Origin of the sequence: Bacillus sp. FSL K6-0069 (assembly GCF_038007785.1) — a bacterium.
GTDB lineage: Bacteria > Bacillota > Bacilli > Bacillales > Bacillaceae_G > Bacillus_A > Bacillus_A mobilis.
This window is the reverse complement of sequence record NZ_JBBOXN010000001.1, coordinates 3,439,041-3,455,957: the sequence shown is the minus strand read 5'-3', so window position 1 is coordinate 3,455,957 and position 16,917 is coordinate 3,439,041. Positions and strand designations below refer to the sequence as shown.

10 protein-coding genes and 1 pseudogene are annotated in these 16,917 nt (G+C 38.6%); 7 read left to right on the top strand and 4 right to left on the bottom strand.

Translation table 11 applies throughout. The features are described 5' to 3' along the window. Window positions 1–171: 171 nt before the first annotated feature. A pseudogene (locus tag MHB74_RS17670) lies at window positions 172–6,525 on the bottom strand (hypothetical protein); the annotation flags it as partial. Window positions 6,526–6,799: 274 nt separating this feature from the next. Between MHB74_RS17670 and MHB74_RS17665 the strand changes: the two are divergent. After that, window positions 6,800–7,855 carry a hypothetical protein gene (locus MHB74_RS17665; protein WP_061678547.1) on the top strand — a complete coding sequence of 352 codons (1,056 nt, stop codon included), beginning with the start codon at window positions 6,800–6,802 and terminating at the stop codon, window positions 7,853–7,855. 29 nt (window positions 7,856–7,884) lie between these two features. On the opposite strand, the gene MHB74_RS17660 is transcribed toward MHB74_RS17665, so the two are convergent. Both MHB74_RS17660 and MHB74_RS17655 read right to left on the bottom strand, forming a co-directional pair. Beyond that, a complete protein-coding gene (locus MHB74_RS17660) occupies window positions 7,885–8,325 on the bottom strand; it encodes a DUF2621 domain-containing protein (protein WP_000889381.1) in 441 nt (146 codons plus the stop codon). Window positions 8,326–8,428: 103 nt separating this feature from the next. Further along, window positions 8,429–8,725, bottom strand: a complete 297-nt coding sequence (locus tag MHB74_RS17655) for a hypothetical protein (RefSeq protein ID WP_061678548.1) — start codon at window positions 8,723–8,725, stop codon at window positions 8,429–8,431. A gap of 254 nt (window positions 8,726–8,979) precedes the next feature. On the opposite strand from MHB74_RS17655, the gene MHB74_RS17650 reads away from it, so the two are divergent. After that, on the top strand, window positions 8,980–9,582 hold the full coding sequence (locus MHB74_RS17650; protein ID WP_061678549.1) for an AAA family ATPase: 603 nt from the start codon (window positions 8,980–8,982) through the stop codon (window positions 9,580–9,582). Between the two features lie 23 nt (window positions 9,583–9,605). On the opposite strand, the gene MHB74_RS17645 is transcribed toward MHB74_RS17650, so the two are convergent. Then, the gene (locus MHB74_RS17645; protein ID WP_061678550.1) at window positions 9,606–10,553 is read right to left on the bottom strand and encodes a class I SAM-dependent methyltransferase; all 948 of its coding nucleotides are present in this window, start codon (window positions 10,551–10,553) and stop codon (window positions 9,606–9,608) included. 194 nt (window positions 10,554–10,747) lie between these two features. Between MHB74_RS17645 and hutP the strand changes: the two genes are divergently transcribed. The 5 genes from hutP (at window position 10,748) to hutG (ending at window position 16,726) form a co-directional block, all read left to right on the top strand. Further along, window positions 10,748–11,188, top strand: a complete 441-nt coding sequence (hutP, locus tag MHB74_RS17640) for a hut operon transcriptional regulator HutP (RefSeq protein WP_000926516.1) — start codon at window positions 10,748–10,750, stop codon at window positions 11,186–11,188. Between the two features lie 104 nt (window positions 11,189–11,292). Continuing rightward, window positions 11,293–12,810 carry a histidine ammonia-lyase gene (gene hutH, locus MHB74_RS17635; protein WP_061678551.1) on the top strand — a complete coding sequence of 506 codons (1,518 nt, stop codon included), beginning with the start codon at window positions 11,293–11,295 and terminating at the stop codon, window positions 12,808–12,810. A 23-nt stretch (window positions 12,811–12,833) separates the two neighbouring features. Then, window positions 12,834–14,492, top strand: a complete 1,659-nt coding sequence (hutU, locus tag MHB74_RS17630; protein WP_061678552.1) for a urocanate hydratase — start codon at window positions 12,834–12,836, stop codon at window positions 14,490–14,492. Window positions 14,493–14,504: 12 nt separating this feature from the next. Further along, window positions 14,505–15,776 (top strand): imidazolonepropionase, encoded by a 1,272-nt coding sequence (gene hutI, locus MHB74_RS17625; RefSeq protein ID WP_061678553.1) that lies wholly within the window; start codon window positions 14,505–14,507, stop codon window positions 15,774–15,776. Further along, the gene (gene hutG / locus MHB74_RS17620; protein ID WP_061678554.1) at window positions 15,755–16,726 is read left to right on the top strand and encodes a formimidoylglutamase; all 972 of its coding nucleotides are present in this window, start codon (window positions 15,755–15,757) and stop codon (window positions 16,724–16,726) included. The genes hutI and hutG overlap by 22 nt, the downstream gene beginning before the upstream one ends. Window positions 16,727–16,917: the final 191 nt, after the last annotated feature.

Below are 16,917 nucleotides of genomic sequence, written 5' to 3'. Positions count from 1 at the left end.
GAAGTGGATATGGAACATGAACAACTAGCGTTGTTTGCTTAGAGCTTATCATTATTAGATGAAAAGAAAACTACAATATAGGTGGACCGCGGTATGCCGTGAAAGTGGCACGTACCGTGCGGATCGGGGGAAAAGTTGGAGATAACCTCAAAGACTTACCTATCGACAATTAATGATATCACCTAGTGTAACTGTTTCCGGCGTGGCTGTTTTTTGCGGATTTAATATAGCTGTATTTACATTCGTTGTGTTAATTGGAGTAGGGTCTGTAATGGTAATAGGAGGTTCGCCAGGAACTGGTTCATATGTGAAAGTAACAGTCGCTTGATTTCGAATGATACCGCCAGGTGGTACGCTTGTTACTCTCGCTTGGAATTGAACAGTAATTGTATCGTTCGGATTGAATGTGCCTACAGGTATACCCGCTACAGGATTTGCTCCAAGGTCTGAAACGCCATTTATTACAACGCTACCTGGAACAAATGTTAACCCATTCGTTAATGGATCAGTAATGATAACAGAAGTTGCCGGGACTGATCCGCGATTTTGGAAAGTTACGGTATACGTTATGATCTCATTTATATCTACAATTTGTTTGTCTGCTAGTTTATTTGGGTTAGGAGTAGGCGTAATAACGGATACTTCAACAGTTGGAGTAGGGTCTGTAATGGTAATAGGAGGTTCACCAGGGTTTGGCTGGAATGTGTAAGTGACAGTTGCAGTGTTTTTAATAATACCGTCTGGCGGGAGTGCAGTTACAGTAACTTGATAAGTTAATGTAATAATTTGCCCTGGAGTTACAGTTCCAACATTTACACCACTATTTGGATTTGCCCCAGGTGAAGAAACACCATTTACCGTAACGCTATTCGGAATGAAAGTAGTACCAGTTGGAGTAGGATCTGTAATAATAACATCTGTCGCATTAATATTCCCGACATTTTGGAACGTAATTGTATAAGTGACAGTATCACCAAGGTTAATAATTTGCGGGTTTGCTTGTTTGTTAGGGTTAGTAGTAACTTCACTTACTTGCGTCTTTGTAGTAGGAGTAGGGGTAGTAACAGACACAGGTGGTCTAGTAGGATCTGGCTCATATTGGAATGAAACGGTCCCTTGATTTTCGATAAAACCTGTCGGTGGTATTGATGTTACTTGAACTTGGAACGTTACGATGACTGAAGTGTTAGGTGCTAATGTACCGATAAGAATTCCAGAACTAGGAATGATACCTGGTTGTGAAACGCCATTTATCGTAACGCTATTCGGAATGAAAGTAGTACCAGCTGGAATAGGATCGGTTACAAGTACATTTGTTGCAGGGACAGTTCCTGTATTTTGCAAGGAGATTGTATAAGTGATTGTGTCACCTAATAAAGCAAATATTTTATCAGCAGATTTTGTAGGGTTCGTTGTTGCTGTGTTGACATTTGTAGTAGTAGGGGGCGTTGGAGTAGTTACTGTTACTGGTGGTTCTCCAGGATTAGGTTGGAATGTGTAGGTGATAGTAGCTTCATTTACAATAATTCCGTTAGGTGGTATGGAAACAACGCGAACTTGGAATGTTAAAACAACTGATTGACTAGGGTTTAATGTGCCCAGAGGGATGCCAAGGGCTGGGTCAACATTACTAGTTGGTACACCATTAATTGTAACGCTATTTGGAATGAAAGTAGTTCCTGTTGGGATGGGGTCTGTAAAAACGATGTCTGTCAGTTGTACAGTTTGTAAGTTTTGGAAGGTAACGGTGTACGTAATAATATCACCTATATCAACGTTGTTTCGATCAGCTGTTTTCGATGGATTAATAATACTATTAATGATTTCAGTATTAACTGGTGGTGTTGTCTCTGTTTCTGTAATAGGAGGTTCATTTGGATTAGGCTGAGATGTAAAGTTGACTGAACCAACATTTGTAACAACCCCGTTAGGCGGTATATTTGTAATCGTTACTTGGAATGTGATGTTTACTATTTGATTCGGTTGTATAGTACCGATAGGTATTCCGACACTTGGATCAATACCTGGTTGTGAAATACCATTTACTGTAACGGAATCTATAATAAATTGTGTACCTACTGGTGGTGGATCAATGACAGATACATTTGTCATAGGAATATTTCCGATGTTTTTAAGAGTGATTGTATACGTGAGTACACCTCCAATGTTAGCAACTGATAAATCTACTGTTTTAGTTGACTCTAACTCTGCGTTTTGTACAATTGTTTCTGCGATTGGAGTAGGTGTGGTTGTTGTAATAGGTGGAAGGGTAGGGTCTGGTTGAGATGTGTAAGTGACATTTGCTTCATTTGAGATAATACCATTTGGTGGTAGAGCAGTTACTTGTACTTCTAAAGTAACAGTCACTATTTGTCTAGGATTTAATGTGCCAACTGGGATTCCTGTTTCAGGGGTCAAGTCAGGTTGTGAAATACCATTAATCGTAATGCTTCCAGGAATAAATGTAGTTCCAGTAGGGATAGAATCTGTAATAATGACATCAGTTGCAGGTATATTACCAGAATTTTGAAGGATGATTGTATAAGTGAGTGTATCGCCAATACTTGCAAACTCACGGTCTACTGTTTTTTGCGGATTCGGGTTAGCGGTACGAACCGGTAAAGTAACAGTAGGAGTCGTTTCTGTCGTTGTAATAGGTGGTTCACTAGGGTTAGGTTGAGAAATATAGGTTACAACTGCCGTATTTTCTATTTTTCCGTTAGGTGGAATAGCATTTATTTGTACTTGGAACGTAACCGTGACAGTTTCGCCAGGGTTAACAGTACCGACGGAAATACCTGTGATTGGGCTTACGCCAGGTTGAGGAATATTATTTACTGTAACGCTATTCGTAACAAAAGTTGTACCAGGTGGCAAAGAATCTGTAATTGTTACACCTGTAGCAGGGATGGTTCCTTGGTTTGTAAATGTGACAGTATAAGTTACGATATCACCAATTTCTGCAAACGTAAGGTTTGCAGTTTTTGTTGGACTTATGACTACAGTTTGAATAGGAGTCGTAGTTTCAGGAGTCGTTTCTGTTTTTGTGACGGGAGGTAAATTTGGATCCGGTTGATAATTAAATGTGACACTTCCTTGATTGCGTATTTCGCCGCTAGCAGGGATTTTTACTACTCGAACTTGGAAAGTAATCGTCGCTCGTTCGGACGGCGCTAAATTTCCAAGTGAAATTCCTGATGCTGGATTGGTTCCTGGTTGAGGAATACCATTAATCGTAACACTATCTGAAACAAATACAGTACCAGCAGGGATAGAATCAATCACGGTTATATTCGTAGCAGGGACAGTACCGGTGTTTTGAAATGAGAGTGTATAGGTAATGATATCATTTAATGCAACGAAGGAACGATCAGCTGTTTTTTGTGGATGTAGTGTTGCTGTATTAACTGCCGTTTCTGTTTCAGGAGTTGTAATAGTTGTTGTAACAGGAGGTTCATTCGGATTTGGCTCATATGTGAATGTTATATTTGCTTGGTTTCTAATGACTCCCCCGGGCGGGATGCTATTTACTACACCTTGGAATGTAACTGTAATACTTTGACCAGGATTTACAGTGCCGACTGGAATACCAATTTCGGGATTTTCTCCAAGCTGGGATGTTCCATTCACGACAACGCTACCAGGAACGAATGAAACACCAGATGGAAGTGTATCTTTCACAATAACATTTGTAGCGGGCACGGTCCCCCTATTTTGAAATGTTACGGTAAAAGTAATCGTATCTCCTAAATCAGCAATTTGTCGATCAACAGATTTTGTAGTCGTCGGATTTGGATTGTTAATTGGGATGTTCACACTTGGAGTGGTAGTAGTTGTTGTAACGGGGGGCTCACTTGGATTAGGTTGATATTGATAAGTGAAGGACGCTTGGTTTCTAATTATTCCATCAGGTGGTAAATTTGTAACGACAACTTGGTAGGTGATTGTTTTTGTTTCTCCGACAGAAATAGTGCCGAGTTGTAGTCCGAGTGCTGGATCGGAACCAGGATTCGAAACGCCATCAATCGTAACACTATTGGGAACGAAAATAGTCCCGTTAGGTGTAGGGTCTGTAACGACAACATTTGTAGCTGGAACGGTCCCATTATTTGTGAATGTGACCGTATAGGTAATCGTATCACCTATATCAGCAACTTGTTTATCTGCAGATTTTGTAGGTGCTGTAACAACGGTTCCAACTTGTGTTTCCGTTTTAGGAGTAGGGGTCGTTTTTGTAACAGGGGGTTCATTTGGGTTTACAATATGATTAAATGATACACTGCCCTGGTTTTCTATAAGGCCGTTTGGTGGCACGCTTGTAACTTGAACCTGGAATGTAATTGTTTTTGCTTGATTTGGATTTAAAGTGCCAATTGGTATACCGTTTTCAGGATTACTGTTAGGTTGTGAGACACCATCAATCGTGACACTATTTGGAATAAAAGTTGTACCGTTTGGGATTGGATCTGTTAGTACAATATTCGTAGAGGGAACAGTGCCGTTATTTTGTAAACTAATTGTATACGTAATAACATCACCAATATCAACGAAATTACGATTAGCAGATTTTGTAGGGTTAACCGTAGCGGTATTAACAGCGACTGTAGTAGGTGCTGTCGGTTCGGTTGTTGTAACAGGCGGTTTTGTTGGGTCTGGCTGATACGTATATGTCGTTGAAGCTTCGTTTGTAATAACACCGCCAGCAGGAATTTGTGTAACAAGAACTTGAAATGAGAGTGTTTTCGTTTCACCGGGATTAATTGTTCCAACTGGAATTCCTAGTGCTGGATTTGAATTTGGGACGGGAGCATTATTTAAGACTACACTGTTCGGGATGAATGTTGTACCAGCAGGAATTGTATCATTAAAAACTACATTCGTAGCAGGTATCGTACCATCATTGGTAAAAGTAATCGTATACGTAATAATATCACCAATATCAACAGCAGTTTTATCTGCCGTTTTAACAGGATTTGTAATAGCGGTGTTAACAGGAGTAGTGGTAGGTGGTGTAGGATTTGTTGTTGTAATAGGTGGTTTTGTTGGATCTGGTTCATACGTAAATGTTGTAGTTCCGATATTTCGGATTAAGCCATTCTCTGGGAGAGAAGTAACTTGAACTTGGAATGTAACTGTAGCGGTTGTACCAGCAGCGATCGTACCGATTTGTATACCACCAGCAGGATTTACACCAGGTTGTGAAGCGCCGTTAATTGTAACGCTATTCGGAATAAATGTAGTGCCATTTGGAATAGGATCAGTTACAATAACGTTCGTCGCAGCGATATTTCCTGTATTTGGTACAGTAATTGTATACGTAATAATATCACCAATATCAGCAATTTGTGGACTAGCAGTTTTTGTTGGATTTACAATTGCAGTTCGTACAGAAGTAGTTGTTGGAGGTGGTGTTGTCGTAGTTGTCGTTGGAGGTTCAGTAGGGTTCGGTTGCGACGTAAATGTTATATTTGCTTCGTTAGTAATCGTTCCATTAGCTGGAAGAGAAGTGACTTGAACTTGAAATGTGACAGTTGTAGTTTGACCAGCAGGAATCGTACCTAAAGGAATATTTGTTGGTGTTACGCCGGATTGTGTCGTTCCATTAACTGTAACACTGTTTGGAATGAAAGTAGTGCCAGTAGGGATAGGATCAGTGATAGAAACATTCGTTGCTGAAATATTACCGTTATTTGGAACAGTAATCGTATACGTAATGATGTCACCAATATTCACAATTTGTTGGTTTGCATTTTTAGTCGGATTAATGATAGTAGCATTGATTTGTGTTTCAACTATATTACTTGTAGAGTTTCTGTTAATTGGTGGTTGGTTTGGTGGATTATATTGAAAACTTGAAGTGGCACTATTTGGAATAGGGTTTGGTGTAGGTAGGGTATTAACTCGAACTTGAAACGTAATTGTAGCATTCCCGTTTGCAGCAATCGTTCCTACATTTATACCGGTAGCAGGATTATCTGTAGTGGAAGTACCATTAACTGTAACGCTACCTGGTACGAAAGATGTGCCGGCAGGAGGTGTATCTGTAATGATAACATTATTAGCAGCTAATGGAGCTTGATTTGTAGCGGTAATTGTATACGTAATCGTATCACCGACGGTAGCAATTGTTTTATCTACTGCTTTTGTTAATGCGACATTAGCTGTGAAAATATCTGTATCAACTATATTGCTGGTTGTTGTACGTGTGATAGTGGGTGCGTTAGGTGCAGGTTGAAATTCATATCCAAATGATGCTACGTTACTAGCGACAGGTGGTGTAGGAATACTAGTTACATCTACTTGAAAGGTAATTGTAACAGAACCACCAGCAGGAATATTATTGATAGGAATACCAGTCGAGGGATCGCCGGCTGTTGGAGTACCATTAACAGTTACACTGTTTGGAACGAAAGTGGTGCCAGCTGGTATGGGGTCTGTAAATGTAACGTTTTGGGCAGGCAGTGTTCCAGTATTTTGGACAACGATTGTATAGGTTAAACGACTTCCTATTGTTGCTATTGCCATTAGATTCGTCCTTTCTCAATAAATTTAAATCCAATCGATAGTTAGATATTTACAAATAGCATCAATTCAAAATTAAAAACTCGTTCTATTTGTAAAAAAATATGAAAAATGTGCTCGTCATTGCATCCTATTCGAATATAAATGAATAGGAATAGGCAAAGGCTTTTTTTTTGCCTAAATTAGCTCGTACGTATATAAATGGAACTTTTTCTTTTTACTCGCATTAAATGAAATAGCGAATAAATATTTATTTTCATAGAAAGGTAGTGAGGTCTTGGCCTTCGTTCAAGCTTACGGTAAAAATGATAATTTATTTATGATGCATACGGGCAATACGATGGGAATGCGTGGTACTGCCAATACAAACTTTGCTTACAATGCACTTATTACATTGAATACTGACTTAACTTTTGGAGGGGTTCCTTCTTCAACAGATCCAAATACATTTGGCGGTACGACAAATGATTGGACGCTAGATGGTTCATGGGCTGAATTAAATCCATCAACTACGATTGTTCCAACAACAGCGGTTGTAGATTTTGCATTACTTGTTTGGTCAGGTGGGTTGGATACGGCTGTTACAACCGCTGTTGTTGATGCGAATCCACCAAATTTAGTTACGCCAGATGGAACGAGTACACAAGTGACAATAAATTCAGCATGGTCATCAGGAGGGATGAATTTACCTTTCATAGCCAATGTTTATAATCGAGCAGCAGACGTAACATCTTTACTACAAGGATTACCAAATCGAGCAGCAGGAAGGTATAGCGTAACAAGATTACCAACGCGTCAGCCAGTTGGATACGGTGCTGGATGGTCGTTGATCGTTGTATATCGTGATTCCTCTTATCCGATGAGAAATGTGAGTTTATTTCCAGGTTTTTTATTGTCAGGTACACCGCAAACCCTTTCAGGTTTTTTTACACCAGCTACAGGGACGGTGACAGCAAGAGCTTTTGTAATGGCGGTGAATGGTGATCCGAACTTTACAGGTGATAATTTTCAACTGAACTCTGTGACATTAACAGGACCAAATAATCCAATAGGAAACTTTTTTAGAGGGCAAGTAAATGATATTAATGGAAATTTAAATACAATTGGTAGTTTTGCAGATCGTAATTTTTCTGGAACAACTACCAATGCAAATGCGAGAGCTGAGTTTGATATTACAAATGTAAATGCAACGGGTTCTATTGCACCAAATACGACATCCACACAAGTCAACATTACAGGCACAGGCGATACGATTTATACGAGTGCGGTCGGATTACAAATAGACTTGGCAGAAGCTAGATTAACAGCCGTAAAATCAGTAACTGTAAGTTAAAAAGATTGCTATATACTAGCAATCTTTTTTTATGAGGAGGATTTTGTTAGTAAAGATTCATAATGAGAATAATCAATCTCTTTTTCTTGTAGTTTTTTTACTAAAAATTTATGATCGCGCTTTGGTGTAGCAATAATATACCCTTTAATAATTAAATCTTGTGTAATTTGAGAGGCTTTTTCTTGTAATGCTAGTTCTCCAATTTTTCCAGCAATTTTTGATTTAGCAACATCACGAAATAGTTCTGGAACAGGACTTACGAGCTCTTCTAACAATTGTTTTTGTTCGTCATCCCATAGATGCCTAGTTTTATTAATATAGTGCTCTTCCCAATCTAAAATAGACATACCATCTTCTTTTGGTAGTCGTTTTAAAAATTTTCTGAACATGAAGTATCCACCGATAGACATAAGTCCTAATAAAATAACAGTCCATAGCACAATAAACCAACTGAACCATCCTTCGAGCAAGCGTATCCCCCCTTAGTGATTGCGGTTTTCTTTTATTCATATTATAAACAGTGAGATTCATAGAAAGCAAGAACGCTTGGTCATTTTGACCAAGCGTTATCATTTAAACGAAGTATAGTTGTTCCACACATAAATTACTATTATCATCTTCTACGTATTCAATGATTAATGTGCCAACTTTACGATCTTTATCTTCAGTTGTGAAAATAGAGTAAGAAGTAAAACGTGCTGTTGATAGGCCGCTTATATGTGTAGGTAAAGAAATGTAGTCGTTATCGCGGAAGAATTCCATCAGTTCAATATCTTCAAATTCTTTTCGGTCAACTTGTTTGTTTGTATAGCGGCGTTGAAGTTGTTTTAAAGACTCATTCCAAGAAATTGCTTTTGTATCGTATACCATTGTTCTATCTCCTTACTGTATGTAATCATTAAGAACATACGTTCTAAACTAGTATACTCTTTTTATTAGAAAAGGGAAAGCAAAAAATAATGTAAGCTTGGATTTCCAAGCTTACATTATCGATGCGTCCGTCATAATCTCTATTTTTTATTATAAGTTAGATAAGAATAAGAAACAAGATGATATATATATTGTTGATTGTTTTAAAAATTCTGTATATTATAGATGTACGAAAGCGCAAGGGAATGAGAGGAATGGCATATGTAATTTCACTCCAAGGACCGATGGCAAGTGGAAAAACAACATTGGCTAAAAGGTTAGAGCAATGTGGACTTTCAGTTATATATGAAAATCCTTATCCAATTGTAGAAAAGCGAAAGCAATTAAACTTGGATATGAATTCAAAAGAAGGATTTATTATAAATCAAAAAATGTTTATGGAAGCAAAAATAAAGGAGTTTCAAAATGTAAAAGATTCAGTTGTGATTTTTGATCGTGGACCAGAAGATATTGAGTTTTACACACTTTTTTATCCAACGATTATAGGGGAAGAATGGGATATAGAAACTGAATTGAAAGATGAATTATATCGATTAAGAGAATGTCGTTCAGATGCGATTTTTTATTTAGATGTGACGGAAAAGAATGTATATGATAGAAAAAATAATGATAGAACAAGAAACAGAAGTACATTTGAGGAGCAATTTAAATTAGTAGAAATTGAAAAAGATTGGTATAAACAATTTCCTGTAACTTATGTGGACACAAATAGATTAACAGTGGACGAATTAGAGGCATATTTTATGAGATGGTTGAAGGAGAGAGGGCAATATGACGATGGAGAAACTTTTACCTGAGAATGTATAAAAGCTAGCATTTGCTAGCTTTTTTCTTTTTGACATCGATAAATGGCTAACGTTTTCGGATCACGCCATATACCGTTATGAAGTGCCAATTCATTTTCTACTTCTTCTTTTAGCCATTCCTTCATTCCGGCGTAAAGATGTGTATTATCAGGTATATTTAGCGACGGGAACATGCTAGAGATATAGTTTACAATCGGAGTAGCATGATGAAAAACGAGAGCATTATGAATCACTTCTTCTTCAACAGTTGGAAAAACAGACTGTAATATCTCTTTACCATTTTCTAAACAAAATGGAGTAACTGATGATGTTGTTTTCGGCAAATCAAATGCTTCTAACATGCGGTTACACATTTCAACTATACGAGGTAATGTAACGTTAGAATTTGTTGTAGCTAAAAGTGAGCCACCAGGGCGAATTACTTTGTGGAATCCTTGAATTGTTTTTTCGACGTCTTTCATGTGGTATAACATATGTCTTGCGACGATCCAGTCGAAGCAATTAGCTTCGAAAGGAAGTTTACCAGCGTCACCTAGCCTCCATTCAATTATGTTATTCTTTTTGGTAGCTTCAGAAAGCATCGTTTTCGATTGATCCAAACCTGTTAAATGTCCTGTATGACCGTTAGTTTGTAAAAGGGAAAGAAAATTCCCGTTAGCGCACCCAACCTCTAATATTTTTTCGTCTCCTTGAAGTTGTAAATGATATATGACGACGTCATCTAAATTTACATGTTTTTCTTCATAATGTTTATGTGTATCGATACGTGTCTGTAAATGGTTGCTTACGTTGTATTGGCGTTTTACATCATTCATTTTTTCGCATTCCACTTTCGTACAAAATTGCTGAATCGCATGTGTTAATACATCGGTTTTCTTTAAACCTTCGTAATGAAGTGCAGCTTCAAACCTTTCAAGTAATTTTTCTTCAATTCGAAAATGAATATCTTTTCGCTTCGTCATTGAAATATCGCTCCTTTGCATCTGTTAGTGAGACTATAGCACGCCTGAAAACTTTGTGTGAATAATTTGTGTACACAAATGGAGGAGATGAAAAAAATGTTTGAATGTGAGTTTAAACTATTGACGATTTAACCGTTTTCATATATTCTTAAATTAAGAAATATTCAAATAATTAAAAGAAATGAGAGAGTCACATGCTTCTTCAAGGAACACATCGAATTGGTCGTATGGCCATGCTGTTGGCACTTGCGGATGAGAATGAAAGCCCTGTATTATCTATCCCGAAAGGTTGGAAGTATTGTACGGGGAAAGTGGGTTCGATGAATTCGCAAAAAGTTGTAGCAGCAATGGAAACAGCGGCTAAGAGCAACCAAGTTATTGAAACAGACGTTTACAGAGAAACACATGCACTTTATCATGCGATTATGGAAGCTTTGTACGGAGTGACGAGAGGTCAAATTCAGTTAGCAGACGTTCTTCGTACAGTAGGACTTCGATTTGCGATTGTGCGCGGTACACCATACGACGGAAAAAAAGAAGGCGAATGGGTTGCTGTTGCATTATATGGAACGATTGGTGCACCTGTAAAAGGATCTGAGCATGAGGCGATTGGTTTAGGAATTAATCACATATGATTTGCCCATAGTCTATTAGTTAGAAGGGGGCCTTACTTTTTTTAGGACAGAAGTCTGTCTTAAAAAGATAAGGTCCTCTTTTGCCTTTTTAAGGAGGAAAAAGAATGATTACGTTAACAGGACACACATTGACAATTGAAGAAATGAAGAGGTTGTTACTTGAAGGGGAAGGTGTAACAGCTTGTCCAAATAGTATGCAAAAGGTGGCAGAGTGCCGCGAAGTAGTTGAGAAAATTGTAGAGGAAGGAAAAGTCGTTTACGGTATTACAACTGGATTTGGAAAGTTCAGTGACGTGCTTATTCAAAAAGATGATGTAAAGGCACTTCAACACAATTTAATTCAGTCACATGCATGCGGGATAGGCGATCCATTCCCTGAAGAAGTATCACGCGGTATGTTAATTTTACGAGCGAACACGATGCTTAAAGGCGTATCTGGTGTTAGACCGCTTGTTGTAAATATGCTTCTTGAGTTTGTAAATCGTAAAATTCACCCAGTCGTTCCGCAACAAGGTTCACTTGGAGCGAGTGGCGATTTAGCGCCTTTATCTCATCTTGCACTTGTATTATTAGGAGAGGGTGAAGTGTTCTATAAGGGGAAACGCGTTCATGCGATGGTTGCTCTTACAGAAGAAGGTCTTGAGCCGATTGAACTTGAAGCGAAAGAAGGGCTTGCATTAATCAATGGTACACAAGCGATGACAGCGCAAGGAGTTCTTTCTTATATAGAAGCAGAAGCAATGGCTTATCAAGCTGAATTCATTGCTTCAATGACAATTGAGGGATTACAAGGCATTATTGATGCATTTGATGAAAATGTTCATAAAGCACGTGGTTATAAAGAGCAAGTGGAAGTAGCGAGCAGAATTCGTGACATCCTTCACGATAGTAAGTTAACAACAAAACAAGGAGAACTACGAGTACAGGATGCATATTCACTTCGCTGTATCCCGCAAGTACACGGTGCTTCTTGGCAAGTTTTAAATTATGTGAAAGAAAAATTAGAAATTGAAATGAATGCCGCAACAGATAATCCACTAATCTTTGATGGCGGAGAAAAAGTAATTTCGGGTGGTAATTTCCATGGTCAACCGATTGCGTTTGCAATGGACTTCTTAAAAGTAGGAATGGCGGAACTTGCAAATATTTCAGAGCGTCGTATTGAGCGTTTAGTAAATCCGCAATTAAATGATTTACCTCCATTTTTAAGTCCAGAACCAGGACTTCAGTCTGGTGCAATGATTATGCAATACGCAGCAGCGTCATTAGTTTCTGAAAATAAAACGTTAGCACATCCGGCGAGTGTTGATTCAATCCCGTCATCAGCTAACCAAGAAGATCACGTAAGTATGGGAACAATCGCTTCACGCCATGCGCATCAAATTATTCAAAACGTAAGACGTGTTCTTTCAATTGAAATGATTTGTGCGATGCAAGCAGCAGAATATCGCGGTATTGAAAACATGAGTACAGTGACGAAGAGCTTCTACCATCAAGGGCGTCAGCAAGTACCTTCTATTACAAATGACCGCATATTCTCAACGGATATTGAAAATATTGCGTACTGGTTAAAAACGAATTATTCGATAAAAGAAAGATTAGATGTAAACGCAGCACTATAAAATGAGAAAAGGGAGAGATTGAAATGGAAAAAGTTAAACAAACAATTCGCGCGCCAAGAGGTACTGAGTTACAAACGAAAGGGTGGGTTCAAGAAGCTGCACTTCGTATGTTAATGAACAATTTAGATCCAGAAGTTGCTGAAAAACCAGAAGAATTAGTTGTATATGGCGGAATTGGCCGTGCAGCTCGTAACTGGGAAAGCTATCAGGCGATTGTAGATTCATTAAAAACGTTAGAAAGCGATGAAACATTACTTGTTCAATCAGGAAAACCAGTTGCAATCTTTAAATCACATGAAGATGCACCTCGCGTTCTTTTAGCGAACTCAAACTTAGTGCCGAAGTGGGCGAACTGGGATCACTTCCGTGAACTAGAGAAAAAAGGTCTTATGATGTACGGACAAATGACAGCAGGTAGCTGGATTTATATTGGAACACAAGGTATTTTACAAGGAACATATGAAACGTTTGGAGAAGCTGCACGTCAACATTTCGATGGTTCATTAAAAGGTACATTAACACTTACTGCTGGTTTAGGTGGTATGGGTGGTGCACAACCTCTTGCTGTAACGATGAATGGCGGTGTTGTTATTGCTATTGATGTTGATAAGCGCAGCATCGATCGTCGTATTGAAAAGAGATACTGTGATATGTATACAGAATCGTTAGAAGAAGCATTAACTGTTGCGAACGAGTATAAAGAGAAGAAAGAACCAATTTCAATTGGATTATTAGGCAATGCAGCAGAGATTTTACCAGAACTAGTGAAACGTAATATTACGCCAGATTTAGTTACGGACCAAACATCTGCTCATGATCCATTAAACGGTTATATTCCAGTTGGTTACACGTTAGAAGAAGCAGCAAAACTTCGTGAAGAAGATCCAGAACGTTACGTACAATTATCAAAAGAAAGCATGACAAAACATGTAGAAGCAATGCTTGCTATGCAAGCAAAAGGTGCAATTACATTTGATTACGGAAATAACATTCGCCAAGTTGCTTTCGATGAAGGCTTGAAAAATGCATTCGATTTCCCAGGATTCGTTCCAGCATTTATCCGTCCATTATTCTGCGAAGGAAAAGGACCATTCCGCTGGGTAGCACTTTCTGGTGATCCAGAAGATATTTATAAAACAGACGAAGTTATTTTACGTGAATTCGCTGACAATGAGCATTTATGTAACTGGATTCGTATGGCACGTCAGCAAGTTGAGTTCCAAGGTCTTCCATCACGTATTTGTTGGTTAGGTTACGGTGAGCGCGCGAAATTTGGTCGCATCATTAATGAAATGGTTGCAAAGGGTGAATTATCAGCACCGATCGTTATCGGCCGTGACCATTTAGATTGCGGATCAGTAGCATCTCCAAACCGTGAAACAGAAGCGATGAAAGACGGTAGTGATGCAGTAGCAGACTGGCCAATTTTAAATGCATTAATTAACAGTGTAAACGGTGCGAGCTGGGTATCTGTTCACCACGGGGGTGGCGTTGGTATGGGCTATTCACTTCACGCTGGAATGGTTATCGTTGCAGATGGAACAGAAGCGGCAGCAAAACGTATTGAGCGCGTATTAACTTCTGACCCTGGTATGGGTGTTGTTCGTCACGTTGATGCAGGATATGACTTAGCTGTGGAAACTGCGAAAGAAAAAGGCGTTAACATTCCAATGATGAAATAAGGAGGAGAAAACATGCTGGACACTTTACTAATAAATATCGGTCAATTACTAACAATGGATCAAGAAGATGGCTTGTTAAGACGGGAAGCGATGAACACGCTTCCTGTTATCGAAAACGGTGTGATTGGAATTGAAAACGGCGTAATTACTTTCGTTGGAACAGCGGAAGAAGCGAAAGGATTACAAGCGAAAGAAGTTATTGATTGCGGCGGGAAAATGGTTTCTCCTGGTCTTGTTGATCCCCATACTCATCTTGTATTTGGTGGATCTCGTGAAAATGAAATCGCACTAAAATTGCAAGGAGTTCCGTACTTAGAAATTTTAGAACAAGGCGGAGGTATTCTTTCAACTGTAAATGCAACGAAACAGGCGTCGAAAGAAGAACTTGTTCAAAAAGCGAAATTTCATTTAGACCGTATGCTATCTTTTGGAGTTACAACTGTAGAAGCGAAGAGTGGTTACGGATTAGATGATGAGACAGAATGGAAACAATTAGAGGCAACTGCGCAATTGCAAAAAGAGCACCCAATTGATTTAGTTTCCACATTTTTAGGTGCTCATGCAGTTCCGAAAGAGTATAAAGGGAAATCAAAAGAATTTTTACAATGGATGTTAGACTTACTGCCAGAAATGAAAGAGAAGCAATTAGCTGAATTCGTTGATATTTTCTGCGAAACAGGCGTGTTCTCTGTCGAAGAGTCGAAAGAGTTTTTATTAAAAGCGAAAGAGCTTGGCTTTGATGTGAAAATTCATGCTGATGAAATTGACCCTCTTGGTGGTGCGGAAGCAGCGGCTGAAATTGGTGCAGCATCAGCGGACCATTTAGTTGGCGCTTCTGATAAAGGAATTGAAATGCTTGCAAACTCTAATACAGTAGCGACTTTATTACCAGGAACAACTTTCTATTTAAATAAAGAAAGCTTTGCTCGTGGCCGAAAAATGATTGATGAAGGTGTTGCGGTTGCGCTAGCTACAGACTTTAACCCAGGTAGTTGTCCAACTGAAAACATTCAGCTTATTATGAGCATCGCAATGCTCAAGCTGAAAATGACACCAGAAGAAGTTTGGAACGCGGTAACAGTTAACTCTTCTTACGCAATTAATCGTGGGGACGTAGCTGGGAAAATTAGAGTTGGTCGCAAGGCAGATTTAGTTTTATGGGATGCTTACAATTATGCTTACGTACCGTATCATTACGGCGTAAGTCATGTAAATACAGTATGGAAGAATGGTAATATCGCATATACAAGAGGTGAACAATCGTGGAGCACGGCCACTATTTAAAGAAGAATGCAAAGTTTATCGATCGTGAAGTGACGAAATGGAGTGAAATGATTAAAGATTGGGAGGAAGGCGTGGAAATATTCGGTGCTGCCTTAATTGGAGCACCCCTTTCTAAACCATCTATTAGTCATTCAGGAGCGAGCTTTGCTCCAAAAACAATTCGTGCGATGTTAGATGCATATAGCACGTACGCAATTACAGAAGAACATGATATGAAGGAAAGTGTCTTATATGATTGCGGCGATATTACGATGCATGTGACGGATATAAAAGAAAGTCATAACCGAATTGCGAAAACAGTTGGTCATGTAACGAAAGTAAATCCGAACATGATACCAATCGTTCTTGGCGGGGATCATTCGATTAGTTTTCCGAGTATAACAGGATTTGCAAACAGTAAAGGAAAGGTCGGGATTATTCAATTTGATGCCCATCATGATTTACGTAATTTAGATGATGGTGGCCCATCAAATGGTACACCGTTCCGTAGTTTACTAGAAAATGGTGTCATTACAGGAAAACAACTCGTTCAAATCGGAATTCGCAATTTTTCAAATGCGCGAGCGTACCATGAATATGCAAAAAAACATGGCGTGACAGTGTATACAATGAAAGATGTACGAGAGCGAGAAATCAAAGATCTTATGACAGAAAGTATTGAAGTATTAAGAAAGCAAGGTGTGACTTCTATTTACATTTCTCTTGATATGGATGTACTAGATCAAGCATTTGCACCAGGTTGTCCAGCAATTGGTCCTGGCGGAATGGATAGTACGACTTTACTTGATGCGATTGAATTTATTGGTAAAGAACCGCTCGTTCAAGGGATGGATATTGTAGAGATTGATCCAACACTTGATTTTAGGGATATGACGAGTCGAGTAGCCGCGCAAGTGATTATGAGTTTTCTTTTAGCGAGAGAGACAGTCCGCAAGCAGGTTAGTATATAGGCGTGAAATTAATAGGGAATGTTTAACGATTCCGTATAAAAAACACATTACTACTTATATGTAGTAATGTGTTTTTATGTAAAAAGAGAAGGTGAAATTAGAATGTATATATGTTGTGGAAAAGTTAATAAGATTGCGGGTTTTTAGTGATATTTTACGAATTTATTTTCTTAGTTCGAAAGGATTGACAT